The sequence below is a fragment of the Formosa sediminum genome (assembly GCF_007197735.1).
Classification (GTDB): domain Bacteria; phylum Bacteroidota; class Bacteroidia; order Flavobacteriales; family Flavobacteriaceae; genus Formosa; species Formosa sediminum.
The window spans coordinates 37,014-58,071 of sequence record NZ_CP041637.1 but is presented as its reverse complement, the minus strand read 5'-3'; the positions used below and the strand labels follow the sequence as shown (position 1 = coordinate 58,071).

Sequence of the window (21,058 nt, the reverse complement as noted above, 5' to 3'; positions counted from 1 at the left end):
ATATGGAGATTTGGAAGGACATAGATTGGGATAAATTCCATTTTTTACGAGCCGAATATCTTTGGTATGGGTTTCCTGTTGCCATAGTTATTCTCTTATGTATCCTATGTTATGGCGATAGTAATGCTTGGAAAAAACATATAGCAAAACATTTACAACCCTATGTGATACAAAAAGGGACAACCTGGAAATCTAGACTTATTTATGGTTTTGTATTCTTTGTTTTTGCTATAGCATTTGTTGGATTTTTAGGTCCAACTTGGAGTGAGAAAAAAGCACCTACAAAAAAGGTGGCTTCTAAATTAGTGATTGCTCTAGATTTATCGCAAAGTATGCTTACCACCGATGTGTCTCCTAACCGTTTGGAACGCGCTAAATTTAAAATACACGATTTTTTAGAAGCTAATCCTAGAGCGGAGACAGCCTTAATTGTTTTTGCAGCTTCTACCCATACTGTTATACCTTTTACAACAGACTATAAAATTATTTCAGATAATTTAGATGGACTACACCCGCATATGATGCCACAACGCGGTACTGGATTCAGAATGTTACTTCAAAAATTAGATACCTTATTTGAGGGTAACAAAGCGCCTGGAAAAGTGTTGTTATTTACAGATGATTTAGCCGATGTAGATCCGCCTGCTATGAGTGCTTTTGTTCAAGAACATAATGTAGCTTTAAATATATATCCTATGGCTACGCCTTCAGGCGGAACAGTGCCATCTTTTTATAATCATAAAGTTGCTCTAAAGGATGGTGGTAAAATTGTGAACTCTATACTTAATGCAGACAAAGTAAGTGCATTACAAGGTATTGAAGGGATAAAGGTTTTAGATATGACTTTAGATAAAAGTGATGTAACTTTATTAGCAAAAGATATTAGTGAGCATTTAATTTTTGAAGAAAAACCAAAAACAGAAGACGAAGATTGGGAAGATAGAGGCTATTGGCTTGTAATTCCTGTATGTATCTTATTTTTATTGTGTTTTAGAAAGGGGTGGAGCTTACTTAGTATTTTTCTGGTATTAACTTTGTCTTCTTGTACTTCAGACAATACTAGTAAGAAAACAAAAGAGTCAGCATTTCAGTTTAAAGATTTATGGTATACCAAAGCCTATCAGGCACAACAAGAGTACGATGCTAAAGATTATTTAAACGCAGCAGAAGATTTTAAAGACCCAATGCGTAAAGGAGTGTCCTATTATAAAGGTGGTAATTATACTAAGGCTAAGGAGGCTTTTCTTAAAGATAGTACTGCTAGTGGTCAATATAATTTAGGATTAACCTATGTGAAATTAGGAGATTTAGAACAAGCAAAAGCTGTATTTGAACAAGTTGTAAAGCACAACCCTGAAATGGCGCAAGCACAACAAAATTTAACTAGTGTAGAAGAGGCTATGGCAAAAAAATCTGGCATGTCTGCAGAAGAAAGTAAGGTTGAAGACGGAAAACCAAATGCTAAGAATAAGAAAAACGATTCTATGGAGGACCTTAGTGGAGGTGGACAAAAAGCCACTAAGAAGCAAATGGAGAAAGAACGAATGGAGGAAGAGGTAGCTACAGGAAAACGTAAAGGAAAGGAATTAGATGAGTTGCCAGACGATTTTAAATCGGGTAAAGGCGATATTCCTAAAAATATATTAATGCGCAAAGTAGACGATGATCCGGCTTTATTTTTAACTCGGAAATTTAAATATCAAATTAAAAAGCAACAAGTAGAGACAGAAGATACACAAACAACATGGTAGCAAAATTTAAAATAGCATTCGTTTTGTTTTTGTTCGGATATTCGTTTGGATATGCGCAACATCTCATTAGTTATGTTAGTGTTAATCATAATGAGGCGTATATTGGGCAGCCAATACAAATGACGGTGTCTGTATATACAAGTACTTGGTTTACTACTGGAGTCGATTTGGGTAATATTCAGGTTGAGGGTGCTTTAACGGTCTATTTTAGATCAGTATCAAATACAAGAACCTTTAGTGGGAAACAGTATTCAGGAGTCGATTTTATTTATAATGTTTTTCCTACCCAAGAAGGCACTATTACCATTCCCGAGATTGAAATTCATGTGGAATCTCCAGCTAGTGGAGGGTATAAAGGGATTGCTCATGTTATTCACACAAAACCAAAACCTATTACTGTAAAAAGCGTGCCTTTAGGATATAGTCCAGATAATTGGTTAGTGTCTAGTTCGCTACAAGTAAATGAGAAGTGGAATGGAGATGCAAAACATGTTAAAGTGGGAGATGTGTTACAACGTACTATTTCTAGAACGGCATCTGGTACGTTGGGAGAGTTTATTCCTGCTGTAAGTTGGGATAGCATTACGGGTGTTAGTATTTATCCTAAACGCCCTTCGGTAGATACTCATAAAACCAAGACTTATGTTTCGGCGAGTCGTGAAGATGGAGCTAATTATTTGTTCGAGAAAGAAGGTACAGTAACGTTACCTAGAATAGAATTTGTCTATTGGAATAACAGCACTGGCAAGTTCTATAATAAGTATATAGACTCTTTAACTATAGAGGTTGCACCTAATCCAGACTTAAGTATGTTGGCTGGTATTAAAAAACAGTTAGAGGCCGAAACTCAAGTAGAAGCCGAAGCAGAACAGCCATTTTTAATTTTAGGATTACCTGTTAAGACGTTTATCAAATACTTAGTATTAGGTGTTTTATTTTTGTATGTACTTTATAGATATTTACCTTGGATTTACAGAAAATTAAAAACCCAATATAGTAATTATCATGCTTCTGAGACATATGCTTTTAAAAAGGCGATGACAGCTGTAAATGGACAAAATTCTTATAAGGTTTTAAATTTACTTAAAATATGGTTACTCAAGTTAGATGCGCATATACCAAGTATGCAAGCGTTTATTGCTACCTATGGTAATGAAACCTTGCAGAAAGAATATAATTTGCTAGAATTGCAAATGGTAGGAGGGAATGCATCTGCATTTAATAGTACTACATTTAAAACAGAATTTAAAGCAGCAAGAAAGCGTTATTTAAACCATGAAAAAAAGAGCGTTGTTAAAACTGTAAAAGTTTCAAATGGATGGTTAAATCCAACGTCATCTCAAGAGAAATATTAGACTTTAACGTATAAAAAAAGTAACCTTAAGGTTACTTTTTTTATTATAGAATAATTATTTTAAGGATGTAAGACTTCGTGAGTATGTTTTTTCATGTTTTCGGCCATTTTTTCAATAGGTAAGTCGTCGTAATCTGTGCCAAATGGATCTTCAATAGCTTCGGCAATTAATTCTAAAGATGCCAATACATAGAGTATAAACGGTACTGCTAGAATAACAAAATATCCTAAAGAGAATACATACCCAATAGGCAATGTTGCAACATATAATGCAATAAATTTTTTAATAAACGTACTATAAGAGTGTGGAATGGGAGTGTTTTTAATACGTTCGCAAGCCCCACAAATATTAGTTAACCCTTCAAGCTCATGATTAACCATTAGTAATTGCTCTCCAGAAATTTTATTTTGTTTATATAGCTCATTTGTTTTCTTAAAAATTAAGGAAGCGACTTGGTTGGGCCCATGTTTCTTTTTACTAAAAGCATCACCAAGTTCAGGGTGCTCATTTTCATCTAGCATAAATGTGGTATAATCTGATCGTAAAAAGGCATATAAGCTTTGTGAATACATAGGAATAGCTTTTCTGTAAAAATGACGAATGGCAACATCATCTTCATCAAGAAGCGCATTTAGTTTTAGAGCTAAATTTCGGCTGACATTGGTTAGGGCGCCCCATTGTTTTCTAGCTTCCCACCACCTGTCGTAAGCTGTGTTTGTCCTAAAAACTAATAATAAAGACAAGGCAAAACCTAATAAGTTATGTACGATAGTAATATTTTTAACCCAACTTTTTGTTGATAGATTTAAATATTCGAGTTCTAAATAGGCAATTCCTCCAGAAAATGCAGCAATAAATAATAAATAGGGATATAATTTTCTAAGCGTGTCGGATCTGTGTATAAAAAATACGGCTTTAAACCATTCTTTGGGATTGTATATTCTCATGTTTCAAATATAATAGGATATCTTAAATTATAAATATAGTTTTTAAGATCGTTTATGTGGTATCTATTTAAAAAAAAACAATCCGCTTAATTGTTATCAGCGGATTGTTTTTATGTTGAATTAAACACATATTATTGTTGAAGTAAGTTTTCTATTTCTGCTGCCAGTAAATCTACACTGCCTTCTGTGTTACCTGTAGAAATAAAGCGGATGATACCATTTTTGTCTATTACGAAATTTTTAGGAATATACTTAGTTGCATATTGGTCCCAGATATTTTTGTTTGGGTCTAATCCTGTATTAAATTCAATTCCTTTTTCTTGTAACTGTGTCATTTTACTTAAAACTTTTTCTTGAGTTTCTCCTCGAGAAATTGGAAGAAAGACAAAGTCTTCATCTTTAAATTTCTTTAAAATTTTATCAGGTATTTCATGAAATTCTAGTAAACATGGCGCACACCATGTCGCCCAAAAATTTAAAAGTACAACCTTTCCTTTTAAATCTGAAAGTGTGATTGTCTCGTTATTTACCATATTTACAGTAAAATCTGCAGCTGTGTCGTTAACGTTTAACTTCAGACCTTCATTTAGATCTATTTCAGACAGTTTTGTAGATGTGTTTTGTTGCTGTGCATGCTCTTTTTTTTCAGCTTCAGTGAACAAATCAATCTGAATTATAAATTCTCTGTCTCCAATTTTATCTCCAAATTTCGCAGCGAGTTCGTTTCTATAATCTTCCGTAACGCCTTTGTTCATGGATTTTATATCACCATTTTTAGCGTATTCACCAAGTTGGGCTTGAGTAATAATTTGGTTATTTGCAATGATAACATATTCTGGTGTTTGTATGTTTTGAGCAGAGGCCAGTAGATTGCAAAATAATACTAGGCTTAAAAATATAGTTTTCATGGGTTCAAGATTATTTAAGAGTGATCTCTATGGCACCATCTTTAGCACTTTCTCCGTATTTTGCGATAGCTTTTTCTCCTTTTAATACATTCATCTTTTCAATAGAATTTGGATCTATGTTCTCTAATTCTGCTTGAGATTTTTTTTCTCCATCTACGAAAACTAGTGGTTTATTTTTGGGAGTGTTTTGAGATGCTGCTGTATATTCTGTTTCTGTAGTCCAAGCAATCACATCTCCTTTTTTATCTAATTCTTTAGTCTCACCATCTGTTGTTAATGAAATTAATTTATTGTCTTGGTCAAACTCTACGATACTTTCTGAATTGCTATTTTCAGATTTTACTATAATTGTAGTTGTTTTAGATTCTGAGGTATTATTGGTTTTTACTATATACAAGTGCTTGTTGCCTTCAAATTTTTCTAATTGGATTTGATTAGTACTTAAGTTTAAAGCGATCTTGATGGGAGAAATAGGTTTATTGGCGTCTGTTTTATACTTTAGGTCCTTACCTTCATATTGTGCAGAAACTGAAATTGCAATAATATTTTGAGATGCATCTCGTTTTACATGTTTAAATTTTAGTGTTACATTTTGACTAGCAAACATGCTAACTAATCGCTCTAATTGTTCGTTTGTTGCTGCTTTAGTGACAATTGCTGTAACTTCGCTTTCAGACTGTGTTAACATAGCGTTGTTACACTCTTGAGAGTTATACATTTTTTTTGGAGTAAAACTCATTAAAGCAATGCTTAGTAATGGTGCAATAATTGTAAACTTTGTGATTTGTGTAAATTTTGATTGAATTGACATAACGATTCGTTTTTTGATTGATGATTATAATTGATGATTTTAATTGATAAGTGTGCTATTCTATAAAATAGTATATTGTGTTTAATTGTTATTTTAATATAATTTCTATTACACCATGTTTCCCTTCTTCTCCATATTTAGTAGTTGCTTTTACATCTTTTAAAACATTAATTTGTTCAATTGTGTCTGGATCTAATTTATTCATCTCTTCTTGAGTAATTTTTTTTCCGTTTAACAAGAATAATGGAGTTTCATTTTCGTTACTTCTATAATGCATAGTACCATTTTCTGGGACATCATTATTGCTTTCTTTATCCGCTTCTTCTAAAGTTTCAGTAGATTCTACTTCAGTAACTTTAATATCCCATTTGGAAACTTCGGTGGTCTGTTGGGTTGTTTTTGCATCATCGCTAATAAACATCACATCTTTATCCTCTGTATTATTTTTATTTTCATTAGATCTAATAACTATACTAGAGCCATCACTGGTGGGGATTATAAATGAATTTTTATTATTTGTTGAAACTTTAGAAGCATTTTTGGAGGCTGTAAATAGTACTTCTGGACGGTCTTTAACGACATGCATACTCAGTGCTTTTTCTTCTGTTTTATATAAAATTTGTATGGGAGAAATAGGTGTATTAGCATCTGTTTTATAGTTAATTTCTTCTAATTCTGATTTGGCTTTAATAGTAATGGCAATAATTTCGTCTGATGCATTTCGTTTAACATCTAAAATCTCTAATTTTACATGTGCTTTTAAATACATCTGTTTTAAATTTTCTAAGTCTGCATCAGTATTATCTTTAGTAATTATGGTTTTAATTTCAGATTCAACTATAACTGAATTTGTTTCTGTATTATTATCTTGAGCATATACTGTTTCAGTATTGAAATTCATAATAAAAGCTAAGAGAATTGGCGCAATTAGGGTGTATTTTAAAGCGTGTACAGATTTGGATTTTGATGTGTTTAGCATTAGAATGCGTTTTTTTATCAGTGAATTATAAAAATTAGTAGTCAATGCCATTTGGTGTGATGGCGCAAGTGTTTTTAATAATACTTTTTGATAGGTTTTAGAAGAGGATTGCTGTTCGATACATTTAGAGTCTGCAATAAATTCTAAGTTCTGAATAAGTGCTTTTTTATATAACCAGACTATAGGATTACACCAAAAAAGTATTGTAGCAAGTTTAGAAATGAGTATATCTATGGAATGATATTGAGATGCGTGTATCTTTTCATGTTTTAATATATGAGTTAATTCTGTATCGTTAAACTGACGTGGATTATAAACTATATGATTAAAAAATGAAAATGGAGAGATTTGTTTTTTTGTTTCACTAATTTTAAATTCACGTTTTCGTGTAGTGTGTTCTGATCTTAAAAAGAGTTTTAAAGATATAAGTTCAATGCAAAAACGACTTAGAAAAAAGAGTATTCCTAAGCTATACAAAAAGGATATTAATCCTACCCAATTAAATGAAGTAATAGCTTCTGTTTGCTCTACCATTACAAAGTTCTCTAGATTAATCTGTATCTGAGTTTGATCTACATATACAGGAATAACGATAATTGGTAATAATCCAGAACTAATTATACCTGAAAGTAAAAACCATCTATTGGCAGTAAAAAACGTTTCTCTTTGTAGAAAGATTATGTAACAACTATAAAAGATACCTAATATTGCCGAAGCTTTTATAAAATATTCCATACTTATTTGTTTTGTTCTATTACGTCAATAATTTCTTTTAAATCATCAACACTTATTTTTTCTTCCTTGGCAAAAAATGAGACTACATTTTTATAAGAGTTATTAAAATAATGTTCTATGGCAGAGTTCATAAAACGTTTCCTGTAGGCTTCTTTAGTGATTACAGGGAAATATTGGTGTGTTTTTCCATATGCGGTATAATCTACATAGCCTTTTTCTTCTAGATTTCTAATAATGGTAGATAAGGTATTGTAATGCGGTTTGTCTTCTGTAATTTCTTCTAAAACATCTTTTACAAAAGCCTTTTTCAGCTTCCATAAAATGTGCATAATTTCTTCTTCTTTATTTGTTAGCTTTTGCATGGTTTTTATTTTTCTATTTAAAACAAATATACAACTATTTTTATAGTTATAAAACTAAATACATAGTTTTATAACGTGTTTTTTAGTTATGATGGGTTTGATTTTATTTTTAACTGAATTGAAGTAACGGGTAATCTAATTAATATTTCTGTGTTATATTCGCATAAAATATTTAGTTTATGAGTGTAGTTTGGGTAATTTTAGGATTGATGTTATTGGTAGTAGGTGGTGAGTTTTTAGTACGTGCATCTGTAGCATTATCCTTTAAATTAAAAATCTCAAAATTAGTTATAGGGATGACAGTGGTCTCTTTTGCAACCTCTGCACCTGAATTGTTGGTAAGTTTACAAGCGGCTCTTGATGGTGCTCCAGATATAGCACTTGGTAATGTAATAGGATCTAACATTGCAAACATAGGTTTGGTTTTAGGTATAACTGCAATTATATCTCCGTTAGCTGTAGATCATGGATTTTACAAACTCAATTGGCCAGTAATGATGCTTTTGTCTATAGTGCTTTATTTCTTTTTAAAGAGTGGTATGGTGTTAGATTTTTGGGAAGGTGCAGCATTATTTTTATCTCTCATAATATTTTTAGTAGTCCTAATTAGAAATTCGTCTAGAGATAATTTAGCTTTAGATGAGGTGGATGATGCTTTAGAAATAGTGTCGTATTTTAAAATTATTATATGGTTGTTAATTGGAGGTTCTGCTTTATATTTTGGTAGTGAGTGGTTGGTAACCGGTGCGATAGATTTAGCGACATCTTTAGGTGTAAGTGAACGTGTTATATCTGTAACTATGGTTGCTATTGGAACTAGTGTCCCAGAGTTAGCAGCTTCTGTAATTGCTGCAATTAAAAAAGAGAAGGCTATTTCTTTAGGAAACCTAATAGGGTCTAATATTTTTAATATTGCATGTGTATTAGGTTTAACAGCACTAATAGAACCTATAAAAGTAATGAGCCCACAATTGTTAACGTCAGATATATTTTGGATGTTAGGGTTTTCGGCAATTTTAATTCCGCTGGTGTTTTTGCCTAAACAATTTATTTTGGGACGCTATAAAGGTGCTATAATTTTTGTGGCTTATGCAGTGTTTTTAGTCACAACATTTAGCGAATAATTACAGCTTATTGTTATTCTATTCTATGACGTATTAAGGTGGTTTCTCAGACTACTGTGTTTTCTATGCATTATTTAATTTATTATAATTTCTATCTATATTATATAAATTAGTATGGAGTTAGATTGATGTTTAGAAAAATAATTACCCATAAAAAAAACCATTTAGAAAAGTGTTCTAAACGGTTTTTTAGTGATATAAATTAACTTAAAAATTAAATATTAGCGGATTTTACCGTTTTAATAATTCTTGCTGCAATCTTATATGGATCTGCGTTTGAAGCAGGACGTCTGTCTTCTAACCATCCTTTGTATCCTTTTTCAACAGCAATTAATGGAATACGGATTGATGCTCCTCTATCAGATACACCCCATGAGAAATCTGTAATTGCAGCAGTTTCGTGCAATCCAGTTAAACGTTGGTCGTTAAATTCTCCGTATACAGCGATATGTTCTTTTACAACAGGTCTAAATGCTTCACAAATTGCAGCATAAACTTCTTTATCTCCACAAGTTCTTAACGTAGAGTTTGAGAAATTAGCGTGCATTCCAGAACCATTCCAGTCCATATCTTTACCAAGAGGTTTTGGGTGATACTCGATATAGTAACCATACTTTTCAGTTAAACGGTCTAATAAATATCTAGCAATCCAAATTTCGTCTCCTGCTTTTTTAGCACCTTTAGCGAATAATTGAAATTCCCATTGTCCGCATGCAACTTCTTGGTTAATACCTTCAAAGTTTAAACCAGCTTCAATACATAAATCTGCATGTTCTTCAACTAAATCTCTACCGTGAGTGTTTTTACCACCAACAGAGCAGTAGTACATACCTTGAGGTGCAGGGTATCCACCGATAGGGAATCCTAAAGGAAGTTGAGTTTTAGTATCCATTATAAAGTATTCTTGCTCAAAACCGAACCAAAAATCATCATTGTCGTCATCAATAGTAGCTCTACCATTAGAAACGTGAGGCGTACCATCTGCATTCATAACCTCAGTCATAACCAAGTAACCGTTTATGCGGTCTGGATCTGGGTATATAGCTACAGGGACTAATAAACAATCTGAAGACCCACCTTCAGCTTGTCTTGTTGAAGACCCATCAAAAGACCAGTTTCCTATCTCTTCTAAAGTGCCTTTAAAATCTTCATGTTCCTCTACTTTTGTTTTACTTCTCAAATTCTGAGTTGGAAAGTACCCGTCTAACCAAAGGTACTCTAATTTAATCTTGGCCATAATTTTTATTAAGTAATAGTTATTAATGTCACTAACAAATATAAATTATTTTTTGAGAACAAGGTAAAATAGCGGGGGGTATCTAAAATTTTTGTGAAATTATTAGTTATACCCCATCTTTTTTAGGGGTATTTGTTTTTTATGTAATAAGGTAATAGGATTTTTTATATTTGTAATAAATTTTAAATAAAATGGCAATATTAAGGTTTCATGCTTTAAAACAAACTTTGGAGAGAGTTCCTGTATCTGTAGAAGAGACAGAGCGGCGTTCAAGTATCTTTGGATCTCATGTTTTTAACGAATCAACTATGCGTCAGTATTTAACTAAATCGGCGTATAATGAGGTTATGGATGCCATTGTAAAAGGTACCAAAATAGATCGGTTGGTAGCAGACCATATTTCTACAGGTATGAAGGAATGGGCTATATCAAAAGGGGCTACACATTATACGCATTGGTTTCAACCCTTGACTGGTGCTACGGCAGAAAAGCATGATGCATTTTTTGAAACTATTGGTGAAGGAGCTTCAATAGAAAAATTTGAAGGTGGCGAATTGGTACAGCAAGAGCCTGATGCATCTAGCTTTCCAAATGGAGGCATTCGAAACATGTTTGAAGCTCGTGGTTACACTGCCTGGGATCCTACTTCTCCTGCATTTGTATACGGGACAACGTTGTGTATTCCAACGGTATTCGTGTCTTATACAGGTGAGGCTTTAGATTATAAAACCCCCCTTTTGAGAGCTTTACAAGCAGTTGATAGTGCAGCTGTAGCTGTATGTAAATATTTTGATAAGAATGTAAAAAAAGTAAATGCATCCTTAGGTTGGGAACAAGAGTATTTTTTAATAGATAAAGCATTAGTCGCTTCTCGCCCAGATATTGTGGCTACAGGGCGTACATTGTTGGGGCATTCTTCTGCTAAAGGACAGCAGTTAGACGATCATTATTTTGGAACCATACCCAGCCGAGCAATGTCGTTTATGCGAGATTTAGAACATGAGTGTATGTTATTAGGTATTCCTGTAAAAACAAGACATAATGAAGTGGCACCAAACCAGTTTGAATTAGCTCCTATTTTTGAGGAAGCAAATTTGGCTGTAGATCATAATTCTCTATTAATAGATTTAATGCATAAGACAGCAGAACGACATTATTTTAAAGTGTTGTTTCATGAAAAGCCATTCGCAGGTGTAAATGGTTCTGGTAAGCATAATAATTGGAGTTTAAGTACAGATACTGGAGTAAATTTGTTGAGCCCTGGTAAGACCCCAATGAGTAATTTGCAATTTCTTACATTTTTTATTAATACCATTAAAGCTGTACATGATAATGAAGAGTTATTAAGAGCAGCTATCGCTTCTGCAAGTAACGATCATAGATTAGGTGCTAATGAAGCACCTCCAGCAATAATTTCTGTGTTTATTGGAGACCAACTAACAAAGGTCTTAACTGAACTTAAAAATGTAACTAGTGGTAAATTGTCTCCAGAAGAAAAGACAGAACTTAAACTTAATGTTGTTGGTAAGATTCCGGAAATAATGTTAGATAATACAGATAGAAATCGAACGTCTCCGTTTGCTTTTACTGGAAATAAATTTGAATTCAGAGCAGTTGGGTCTAGAGCAAACTGTGCTAACCCTATGACGGTTTTAAATTCAATAGTTGCTAATCAACTTATTAATTTTAAAGCAGAGGTAGATGTGCTGATAGATAAAAAGGATATGAAAAAGGATGATGCTATTTTTAATGTATTACGTGAATATATTAAAATGTCTAAAAATATACTTTTTGAAGGAAATGGATATAGTGAGGCTTGGGAACAAGAAGCAAAAAAAAGAGGATTAAGTAATAATAAAACTACGCCAGATGCGCTAAAAGTTAAGGTGTCTAAAAAAACTATAGACTTGTTTGAATCTTTAGGAGTGATGAATAAAGTTGAGTCTGAAGCAAGATATGAAATAGAATTAGAAGATTATGTACATCGCATTCAAATAGAAGGTCGTGTTTTAAGTGATATTGCTAAAAGCACCATTGTGCCAACAGCAGTAAAATACCAGAATACATTAATAGAAAATGTTAAAGGTTTAAAAGATATTTATGGTGCATCTTTTAAAAAAGTAGCAAAAGAACAGTTACAATTAATTGAGAATATTTCAAGTCATATAGAAGCTATTAATTTTAAGGTCGATAAAATGACAGAAGTACGCAGAGCGGCAAATTTAGAGACAGATATATTAAAGAAAGCTTTGGCGTATGCTTATAAAGTAAATCCAATGTTTTCAGAAATAAGATATCATTGCGATAAACTAGAGCTTTTAATAGATGACGAACTTTGGCCTTTAACTAAATACAGGGAGTTGTTATTTACTACATAAAGATTATTAATTTTTATAAAAAGTCGCTTTTAGCGGCTTTTTTTATGCGCTTACAATATGTTATAACTCTTATTTTAAAGATTTATAGTATAAAGTGGGGTTGTAAGTAGATTAAATTTAAATATATTGTAAGAAAAAACCTTCAATTAGTACGTAGATGATTCACGCTTCAAGGCATTTTATCTAACAAAAATGTGAGTTGTCGAAAACACTTTAAAATGCAATAAAATACACTATCATGCTGTGACTTTTTTGATATATTTGTCTCGCTATTAATCTATACAATTTAATTATGAAACAGCTCTTTGTAAGTATGCTGTTGCTATTAATCGCTACGTTAGTATTTTCTCAAGCTGAAGATAATTCACAAGAACAAAGTGCAACTAACGAGCCTGTTAAAGAGCAACCAGTCAAAATGAAAAATTCACTTGTAGCTAATTTAAATTAGTATCAACGAATTAAAAAAAAATGAAACTTTAGTCTTATATCTTCAAGCATTTATTTGCAAATAATGTTTGAAGGTATTTTTTTTGGCCTCTATTTTCCTTTAAATTTTCTCAAAAACTAATTTACAATGCTTACTTTTGTAAATCATTTTTTTCAACTTAAAAACACATATGAGTCAAGAAATTAGTAAGCGATATGCGCAACGTGGGGTTTCCGCTTCAAAATCAGATGTTCATAACGCTATCAAAAATATTGATAAAGGATTGTTCCCTAAAGCTTTCTGTAAAATAGTTCCAGATTATTTATCTCAAGATGAAGAGTATTGTTTAATTATGCATGCAGATGGAGCAGGGACAAAAAGTGCTTTAGCTTATATGTATTGGAAAGAAACCGGAGATATTTCGGTTTGGAAAGGGATTGCTCAAGATGCTCTTATTATGAATATAGACGATTTATTATGTGTAGGAGCTACAGATAATATTATGTTATCCTCTACTATTGGGCGTAATAAAAATCTTATTCCTGGAGAAGTCCTATCTGCAATTATTAATGGTACAGAAGAATTAATAGACGATTTAAAGTCTTTTGGTGTAACTATACATTCAACAGGAGGTGAAACTGCAGATGTAGGAGATTTAGTAAGAACGATTATAGTAGATTCTACTGTAACGGCAAGAATAAAGCGTGATGATGTTATTGATAATGGTAATATTAAAGCAGGTGATGTTATTGTAGGTTTAGAATCTTTTGGTCAAGCCACTTATGAAAAAGAATATAATGGAGGTATGGGAAGTAATGGGCTAACTTCTGCGAGGCACGATGTGTTTCATAATTATTTAGCTGAAAAATTCCCAGAAAGTTTTGATGCAGCAGTACCAAGTGATTTAGTGTATTCTGGGCAGATGAAACTTACAGATAAAGTAGAACATGCGCCATTAGATGCAGGTAAGTTAGTACTGTCTCCAACACGAACTTATGCGCCAATAATAAAAAAGATATTATCTCAATATAGTAAGGAAGATATTCATGGTATGGTGCATTGTTCTGGAGGTGCGCAAACAAAAATTTTACATTTCGTCGATCAGTTCCATATTATAAAAGATAATTTATTTCCAATTCCGCCGTTATTTAAACTCATCCAAGAACAGTCTAAGACTGAATGGAAAGAAATGTATCAAGTGTTTAACTGCGGTCACCGTATGGAGCTTTATGTAGCACCTAAAGTAGCAGAAACTATTATTGAAATTTCAAAATCTTTTAATGTTGATGCAAAAATAATTGGTAGAGTAGAGCCTTCAGATAAAAAACAGTTAACAATTAAAAGTGAATTTGGAGAGTTTTTTTATGAATAAATATAGCGTGTAATTTATGTTGTGTGTGTTGTTGCTATGAGATATAATATTTTCTTTCTTTTTTGTTTCGTTGTTCAGTTTTCAATTGCTCAACCAGATTCATTATATATTCAAAAAAAACGTATTGTCGAGAAACCTACACCAAAATGGGTAAATACAAATAAAGGAACGTTAGATTTAAACGAAGTTGCATTTGTAAATTGGAGTTCTGGAGGTAGTAATTCTATTTCTGCAATAGTAACAGGAAAATCTACTTTAGAATATTCGTATGAAGATTTTGTTTGGACTAGTGCTTTAAACGCTAGTTATGGTATCAACCAGCAAGAAAGTGAAGTGCTTAAAAAAACCAACGATTTATTGGAGTTAAGTTCGTCTGTCGGTTATAAACGTTCCGAAACTTCTAAGTGGTATTATACTGCACGTTTAACATTTTCAACCCAATTTGCTAACGGGTATTCGTATCCAGATACATCTAATCCAATTTCAAGATTTATGGCGCCAGGATATTTATATTTTGGTGGAGGTATGGAATATGGTAAAGACATTAAAAAACTTTCAGTTTATTTATCTCCCTTAACTTTTAAATCTACTTACGTGTTAGATGAAGATTTAGCAAATGCAGGATCTTTTGGGGTAAATCCAGCAGTATACGACGACGATGGCAATATTATAAAGCCAGGAGAGAAGATAAGACAGGAATTAGGTATCTTAATTACTAATTATTACGAGGTTAATGTTGCAAAGAATGTGTTGTTAAAAAGTACAACTAATTTATATACCGATTATATAAATAGTTTTGGTAATATTGATGTAAATTGGGAGCTCTTAATAGATTTTAAAGTAAACAATTTTATAAATGCATCCTTTGGTTCTTTGTTAAAATACGATAACGATGTTAAAACATTGGTAGTAATAGATGAAGATGCAGATGAGTACGGAGAAGCCGGTGCTAAAGTGCAATGGAAACAGCTTTTAGGTATTGGTTTTGTTGTAGACTTTTAAATTTAGATGAAAAATAAATAATAATTATTTGTTAACTATTTGGTGTTGATAAATTTTTAAAACACTGTAAATCAGTGTTTTGTTGTTTTTTACTGAAAACTTTTTGAAATTTGTGTATAAAATTATTGCAAATTCTTACCTATATTTGTGGTCTGAAAATTATACTAGTAACAACCTTAATTTATCAAGACAATGAATGTAGATTCCTTACCAATCCCTTTAAAAACCTATACTCAAGACGAAGCATTTGAAGCTTCATTAAAATATTTTAATGGCGACGACCTCGCTGCAAGAGTCTGGTTAAATAAGTATGCACTTAAAGATTCCGATGGGAATATTTATGAACTAACGCCTAACGATATGCATCGTAGAATAGCAAAGGAAATTGCTAGAATAGAAGTGCGTTATCCCAATCCATTGTCTGAAGAAGAAATTTTCGATTTAATTAAAGATTTTAAATATATCGTTCCTCAGGGAAGTCCTATGGCAGGAATAGGTAATCCGTTTCAAATAGCTTCTTTATCTAATTGTTTTGTAATTGGTAATAGTGGCGAATCTGATTCTTATGGAGGGATTATGAAAATAGACCAAGAGCAAGTGCAGTTAATGAAACGTCGTGGTGGTGTAGGTCACGATTTGTCTCATATTCGTCCTAAAGGTTCGCCAGTAAAAAACTCAGCCTTAACATCTACTGGAATTGTGCCTTTTATGGAACGTTACTCAAATTCTACTAGAGAGGTTGCTCAAGATGGAAGACGTGGGGCATTAATGTTGTCTGTGTCTGTAAACCATCCAGATTCTGAAGATTTTATAGATGCTAAACTAGAGCAAGGTAAGGTTACTGGTGCAAATGTATCTGTGCGTATAGATGATGAGTTTATGAAAGCGGTTAAGCTTAACGGAGAATACACTCAAAAATATCCAATTTTCAGCAAAGAGCCTAAATTTACTAGAACCATACAAGCAGATGGTATTTGGAAAAAAATTGTTCATAACGCATGGAAGTCTGCAGAACCAGGAATTTTATTTTGGGATACTATAATTAATGAATCTGTACCAGATTGTTATGCCGATTTTGGTTATAAAACGGTTTCTACAAATCCGTGTGGAGAAATTCCACTTTGCCCTTACGATTCTTGTCGTTTGCTAGCTATTAATTTATATTCTTATGTAGATCAACCTTTTACTAAAGACGCTGCTTTTAATTTTGAGAAATTTAGTAAACATATTGCTGTTGCACAGCGTATAATGGACGATATTATTGATTTAGAATTAGAGAAAATTGATGGTATTTTAGCTAAGATTGAATCAGATCCAGAATTAGATGTTGTAAAAGCTACAGAACGTAATCTTTGGCAAAATATTAAAAACAAAGCAGAAGAAGGAAGACGAACAGGTATTGGTATAACAGCAGAAGGCGATATGTTAGCTGCTTTAGGAATACAATATGGAAGTGAAGAAGGAAATGCATTCTCTGTAAAAGTTCATAAAAAATTAGCTATAGAAGCATATAGAGCTTCTGTATATACTGCAAAAGATAGAGGTGCTTTTGGTGTTTACAATGCAGAGTTAGAAAAAAACAATCCGTTTATACAACGTCTAAAAGAAGCAGATAGCAAATTGTATTACGACATGTTAGAATATGGCCGTCGTAATATCGCATTGTTAACAATTGCTCCTACAGGAACAACAAGTTTAATGACACAAACAAGTTCAGGGATAGAACCCGTGTTTATGCCTGTTTACAAACGTAGACGTAAAGTAAACCCTAACGATAAAAATGTACGTGTAGATTTTGTAGACGAAGTTGGAGATTCTTGGGAAGAGTATGTTGTATTTCATCACCGATTTAAAGAATGGATGGAAGTGAATGGGTTTGATTTATCTAAAAATTATACCCAAGAAGAAATAAACGAATTAATTGCTAAATCACCTTACCATAAAGCAACGTCTAATGATGTAGACTGGTTAAGTAAAGTGTCTATGCAAGGTGCTGTACAAAAATGGGTAGATCATTCTATTAGTGTAACAATTAATTTACCAAGTGACGTTTCAGAAGATCTTGTTGGACAGTTGTATTTGAAAGCTTGGGAAGTTGGTTGTAAAGGTGTAACGGTGTATCGTGATGGTTCACGTTCAGGTGTTTTAATTTCTAATGACGAGAAAAAAGAAGAAGAAACAAATACCGATGTATTAACAACTTTTCCAACAAAACGTCCACAAGTACTCGAAGCAGACGTAGTACGTTTTCAAAATAATAAAGAAAAATGGATCGCTTTTATTGGAAAAATAGATGGTAAACCTTACGAAGTTTTTACGGGACTTACAGATGATGAAGACGGAATGATTATACCACGTTGGGTAAACGAAGGGTTAATTATTAAAAATAGAAATGACGATGGAACCAGACGTTACGATTTTCAATATCATAACAAAAGAGGTTATAAAACTACAATTGAAGGGCTTTCGCATAAATTTAATCCAGAATTCTGGAATTATGCAAAATTAATATCTAGTACACTACGCCATGGTATGCCAATAGATAAAATTGTAGATTTAATTAATAGTTTACAATTAGATAGCGAATCTATAAATACTTGGAAAAACGGTGTAGTTAGAGCTTTAAAACGCTATGTAGAAGATGGTACACATGCAAAAGGTCAAACTTGTAGCAACTGTAATTCTACTAATTTAATATATCAAGAAGGTTGCTTAACTTGTAAAGATTGCGGATCTTCTAAATGTGGTTAGTAATATATTAATGCTAACACATAAAAAAAGCGAAGGTTTACCTTCGCTTTTTTTTATGATTTATTGCCCTTAAGAGATTAAAGAATTAAATATTAAAGTAGTTTTGTTATTTTACTTATTCTAATTGAAAATATGCCCTCAAAGAAAATTAGTATAATTATACTATCTAGTATTTTGATTTTGATAAATATAATTTTTATCGAGTACTTTTCTATGGGTTATGTAAAATCTTTACGCATTATAGGAACAGTATTATTTTGTTTACTATTTATAATATTTAAAGGATATAAAAAAAAGAAATTAGCTGTTGCAATGTTATTTTTTTTTATATCAGATTTGTTTGTGTTTAGTTATAGTCAATTACTATTTAATAATTTAACGTCAATTGTAAGATCTTTGGGGTATTTTTTTATAGCTCTACATTTACTCCCAAAATTTAAGTTGCAAATGGAAAGTAAAAAAACACTATTGGCTTTTTTTATAGTAATTGTATTTTGTACCATCATGTTTTATGAGTTAATAGATGTTATGTTTGTGATGTTTCAAAGTCTTTTACATAGGTATTTGTATTTTTCTTCAGCCTTGGTTATTCTAGCTCTATTAATTATTGTAGGAAATTATAATTTTAGATACAATTCTGTGCAATCTACGACATGTATGTATTTCACATTTTCTTTAGTGTTTTCAGACATTTTTGCATTCATAACCTTTTACTTAGACATGGATGTATTTTACTATCCTACAAGAATATTCTATATAATTGGTTTAGCTACATTTACAGCTTATGCCGTATTACCTTTTCAGGACGAAGAATTGTTTTTAGAGGATAAATAAGACATTTAAGCTGCTTTTTGTCCTATTTTATTACACATAAATTATGTATTTAATATTGATATGGAGTATTCATAATTTTACGTATTTTTGCAGCACAATTTAATAAGGTAGATGTTAGACAAGTTACAAATAGTAAAACAACGTTTTGATGAGGTTAGTGATTTAATCATTCAACCAGATATTATATCAGATCAAAAACGTTACGTACAATTAAATAAAGAATATAAAGATCTTAAAGCTCTTATCGATAAACGTGAAGAGTATATAGAACTTACAAATAATATAAAAGAAGCAGACGAAATTATTGCAGATGGAAGTGATGCCGAAATGGTAGACATGGCAAAAATGCAATTAGACGAAGCTAAAGCGCGCATACCCGAATTAGAAGAGGAAATTAAAGTGATGTTAATTCCTAAAGATCCAGAAGATAGTAAGAATGCTGTAGTTGAATTACGTGCTGGAACAGGTGGTGATGAAGCGAGTATCTTTGCTGGAGATTTATTTAGAATGTATTCTAAATATTGTGAAAGTAAAGGTTGGAAAGTAGATACTGTAGATTATAGTGAAGGAACCAATGGTGGATTTAAAGAAATTCAGTTTGAAGTTTCTGGAGAAGATGTGTACGGCACATTAAAATTTGAAGCAGGTGTGCATCGTGTACAACGTGTACCTCAAACAGAAACACAAGGACGTGTACATACTAGTGCGGCAACTGTTATGGTGTTTCCTGAAGCAGAAGAATTTGATGTGGAAATTAACCCAAAAGAAGTCCGTATAGATTATTTCTGTTCTTCAGGACCTGGAGGGCAATCTGTAAACACAACCTATTCAGCAGTACGTTTAACGCATATTCCAACGGGATTAGTGGCACAATGTCAAGACCAAAAATCGCAACATAAAAATAAAGAAAAAGCATTTAAAGTATTGCGTTCACGTTTATACGAAATGGAATTAGCAAAAAAGAATGCTGCCGATGCTGAAAAACGTGGTTCTATGGTAACTTCTGGAGATAGAAGTGCTAAAATTAGAACTTATAATTATTCGCAAGGTCGTGTCACAGACCATCGTATTGGATTAACGCTTTACGATTTGTCTAATATTGTTAATGGTGATATTCAAAAAATAATAGATGAATTGCAATTGGCAGAAAATACTGAAAAGTTAAAAGCTAATGACGATGTCATTTAAATCATATTAAGCCTCGTTTAGAGGCTTTTTTATTTAGAAAAATAAAAATTTAGTATAAATCTATAAAGTTAATACAGTGACTACTCAGGAATTAATTGACCAAATAAAACGTAAAAAATCATTCTTAGCCATCGGATTAGATGTCGATTTAAATAAAATTCCACCACACTTACTTGGTACTGAAGATCCCATTTTTGAATTTAACAAAGCAATTATCGATGCTACTCATCACTTATGTGTGGCGTACAAACCCAACACTGCTTTTTATGAAGCCTACGGAATAAAAGGTTGGAAAGCTTTAGAAAAAACAATTCAGTATTTAAACGATAAGTATCCTGAAATATTTACTATAGCAGATGCTAAACGTGGCGATATCGGAAACACAAGCACCATGTATGCTAAAGCTTTTTTTGAAGATTTAGCTTTCGATAGTGTTACTGTTGCACCATATATGGGAAAAGATTCTGTAGAACCATTTCTAGCTTTTAAAGATAAACATACCATTCTTCTCGCATTAACGTCCAATCAAGGAGCTTTCGATTTTCAAACTAAAACTATTGAAGGTAAAGACGTATATAAACAGGTTTTAGAGACCTCTAAAACTTGGGAAAACTCAGAAAACTTAATGTATGTAGTTGGAGCAACGAAAGCCGAATATTTAACGGATATAAGAAGAATCGTTCCAGAGAGTTTTTTATTAGTTCCAGGAGTTGGTGCTCAAGGCGGAAGCTTACAAGAAGTGTGTAAATACGGATTAACAGCTAATGTTGGATTATTAATTAACTCTTCACGCGGAATAATTTATGCATCTACAAGTACCGATTTTGCTGAAGCTGCTGCAGAAAAGGCTAAAGTACTTCAGCAAGAAATGGAAGCAATTTTAATGGCACAGTAATA

Annotated in this window: 17 protein-coding genes; 11 read left to right on the top strand and 6 right to left on the bottom strand. The window is 32.3% G+C overall.

From position 1 onward, the window contains the following. The first annotated feature begins 2 nt into the window (after positions 1 to 2). Complete coding sequence (locus tag FNB79_RS00245) at positions 3 to 1,751, top strand: VWA domain-containing protein (RefSeq protein WP_143379393.1); 1,749 nt, start codon at positions 3 to 5, stop codon at positions 1,749 to 1,751. Continuing rightward, complete coding sequence (locus FNB79_RS00240; RefSeq protein ID WP_143379392.1) at positions 1,745 to 3,106, top strand: BatD family protein; 1,362 nt, start codon at positions 1,745 to 1,747, stop codon at positions 3,104 to 3,106. Before FNB79_RS00245 ends, FNB79_RS00240 begins: the two co-directional genes overlap by 7 nt. A 59-nt stretch (positions 3,107 to 3,165) precedes the next feature. Here the strand turns inward: FNB79_RS00240 and FNB79_RS00235 are convergent, their stop codons facing one another. The 5 genes from FNB79_RS00235 to FNB79_RS00215 form a co-directional block, all read right to left on the bottom strand. Beyond that, a complete protein-coding gene (locus FNB79_RS00235) occupies positions 3,166 to 4,053 on the bottom strand; it encodes a bestrophin family protein (RefSeq protein ID WP_143379391.1) in 888 nt (295 codons plus the stop codon). 131 nt (positions 4,054 to 4,184) lie between these two features. Then, positions 4,185 to 4,961, bottom strand: a complete 777-nt coding sequence (locus FNB79_RS00230) for a TlpA family protein disulfide reductase (protein ID WP_143379390.1) — start codon at positions 4,959 to 4,961, stop codon at positions 4,185 to 4,187. 10 nt (positions 4,962 to 4,971) lie between these two features. Beyond that, entirely contained in the window at positions 4,972 to 5,772 is an 801-nt protein-coding gene (locus tag FNB79_RS00225; RefSeq protein WP_143379389.1) for a TonB-dependent receptor plug domain-containing protein, read from the bottom strand. A gap of 88 nt (positions 5,773 to 5,860) precedes the next feature. Further along, positions 5,861 to 7,486, bottom strand: a complete 1,626-nt coding sequence (locus tag FNB79_RS00220; protein ID WP_143379388.1) for a M56 family metallopeptidase — start codon at positions 7,484 to 7,486, stop codon at positions 5,861 to 5,863. A gap of 2 nt (positions 7,487 to 7,488) precedes the next feature. Beyond that, entirely contained in the window at positions 7,489 to 7,848 is a 360-nt protein-coding gene (locus FNB79_RS00215; RefSeq protein WP_143379387.1) for a BlaI/MecI/CopY family transcriptional regulator, read from the bottom strand. 179 nt (positions 7,849 to 8,027) lie between these two features. On the opposite strand from FNB79_RS00215, the gene FNB79_RS00210 reads away from it, so the two are divergent. Further along, a complete protein-coding gene (locus FNB79_RS00210; RefSeq protein ID WP_143379386.1) occupies positions 8,028 to 8,972 on the top strand; it encodes a calcium/sodium antiporter in 945 nt (314 codons plus the stop codon). A gap of 214 nt (positions 8,973 to 9,186) precedes the next feature. Here the strand turns inward: FNB79_RS00210 and FNB79_RS00205 are convergent, their stop codons facing one another. Continuing rightward, positions 9,187 to 10,209 (bottom strand): glutamine synthetase beta-grasp domain-containing protein, encoded by a 1,023-nt coding sequence (locus FNB79_RS00205; protein WP_143379385.1) that lies wholly within the window; start codon positions 10,207 to 10,209, stop codon positions 9,187 to 9,189. Between the two features lie 191 nt (positions 10,210 to 10,400). On the opposite strand from FNB79_RS00205, the gene FNB79_RS00200 reads away from it, so the two are divergent. The 8 genes from FNB79_RS00200 (at position 10,401) to pyrF (ending at position 21,056) form a co-directional block, all read left to right on the top strand. Beyond that, positions 10,401 to 12,587, top strand: a complete 2,187-nt coding sequence (locus FNB79_RS00200; protein WP_143379384.1) for a glutamine synthetase III family protein — start codon at positions 10,401 to 10,403, stop codon at positions 12,585 to 12,587. A 292-nt stretch (positions 12,588 to 12,879) separates the two neighbouring features. Beyond that, complete coding sequence (locus FNB79_RS17105; RefSeq protein ID WP_185967808.1) at positions 12,880 to 13,035, top strand: hypothetical protein; 156 nt, start codon at positions 12,880 to 12,882, stop codon at positions 13,033 to 13,035. Positions 13,036 to 13,204: 169 nt separating this feature from the next. Further along, positions 13,205 to 14,386, top strand: coding sequence for an AIR synthase related protein (locus FNB79_RS00195; RefSeq protein WP_143379383.1), 1,182 nt, complete (start codon positions 13,205 to 13,207; stop codon positions 14,384 to 14,386). 36 nt (positions 14,387 to 14,422) lie between these two features. Then, on the top strand, positions 14,423 to 15,388 hold the full coding sequence (locus FNB79_RS00190) for a DUF3078 domain-containing protein (RefSeq protein WP_143379382.1): 966 nt from the start codon (positions 14,423 to 14,425) through the stop codon (positions 15,386 to 15,388). A 192-nt stretch (positions 15,389 to 15,580) separates the two neighbouring features. After that, the gene (locus tag FNB79_RS00185; RefSeq protein ID WP_143379381.1) at positions 15,581 to 18,139 is read left to right on the top strand and encodes an adenosylcobalamin-dependent ribonucleoside-diphosphate reductase; all 2,559 of its coding nucleotides are present in this window, start codon (positions 15,581 to 15,583) and stop codon (positions 18,137 to 18,139) included. A 447-nt stretch (positions 18,140 to 18,586) separates the two neighbouring features. Beyond that, complete coding sequence (locus FNB79_RS00180; protein ID WP_143379380.1) at positions 18,587 to 18,973, top strand: hypothetical protein; 387 nt, start codon at positions 18,587 to 18,589, stop codon at positions 18,971 to 18,973. 111 nt (positions 18,974 to 19,084) lie between these two features. Then, positions 19,085 to 20,161: a peptide chain release factor 1 gene (gene prfA, locus FNB79_RS00175; protein ID WP_143379379.1), complete on the top strand. Its 1,077-nt coding sequence runs from the start codon at positions 19,085 to 19,087 to the stop codon at positions 20,159 to 20,161. 76 nt (positions 20,162 to 20,237) lie between these two features. Next, positions 20,238 to 21,056, top strand: a complete 819-nt coding sequence (pyrF, locus tag FNB79_RS00170; RefSeq protein ID WP_143379378.1) for an orotidine-5'-phosphate decarboxylase — start codon at positions 20,238 to 20,240, stop codon at positions 21,054 to 21,056. Positions 21,057 to 21,058 lie beyond the last annotated feature (2 nt).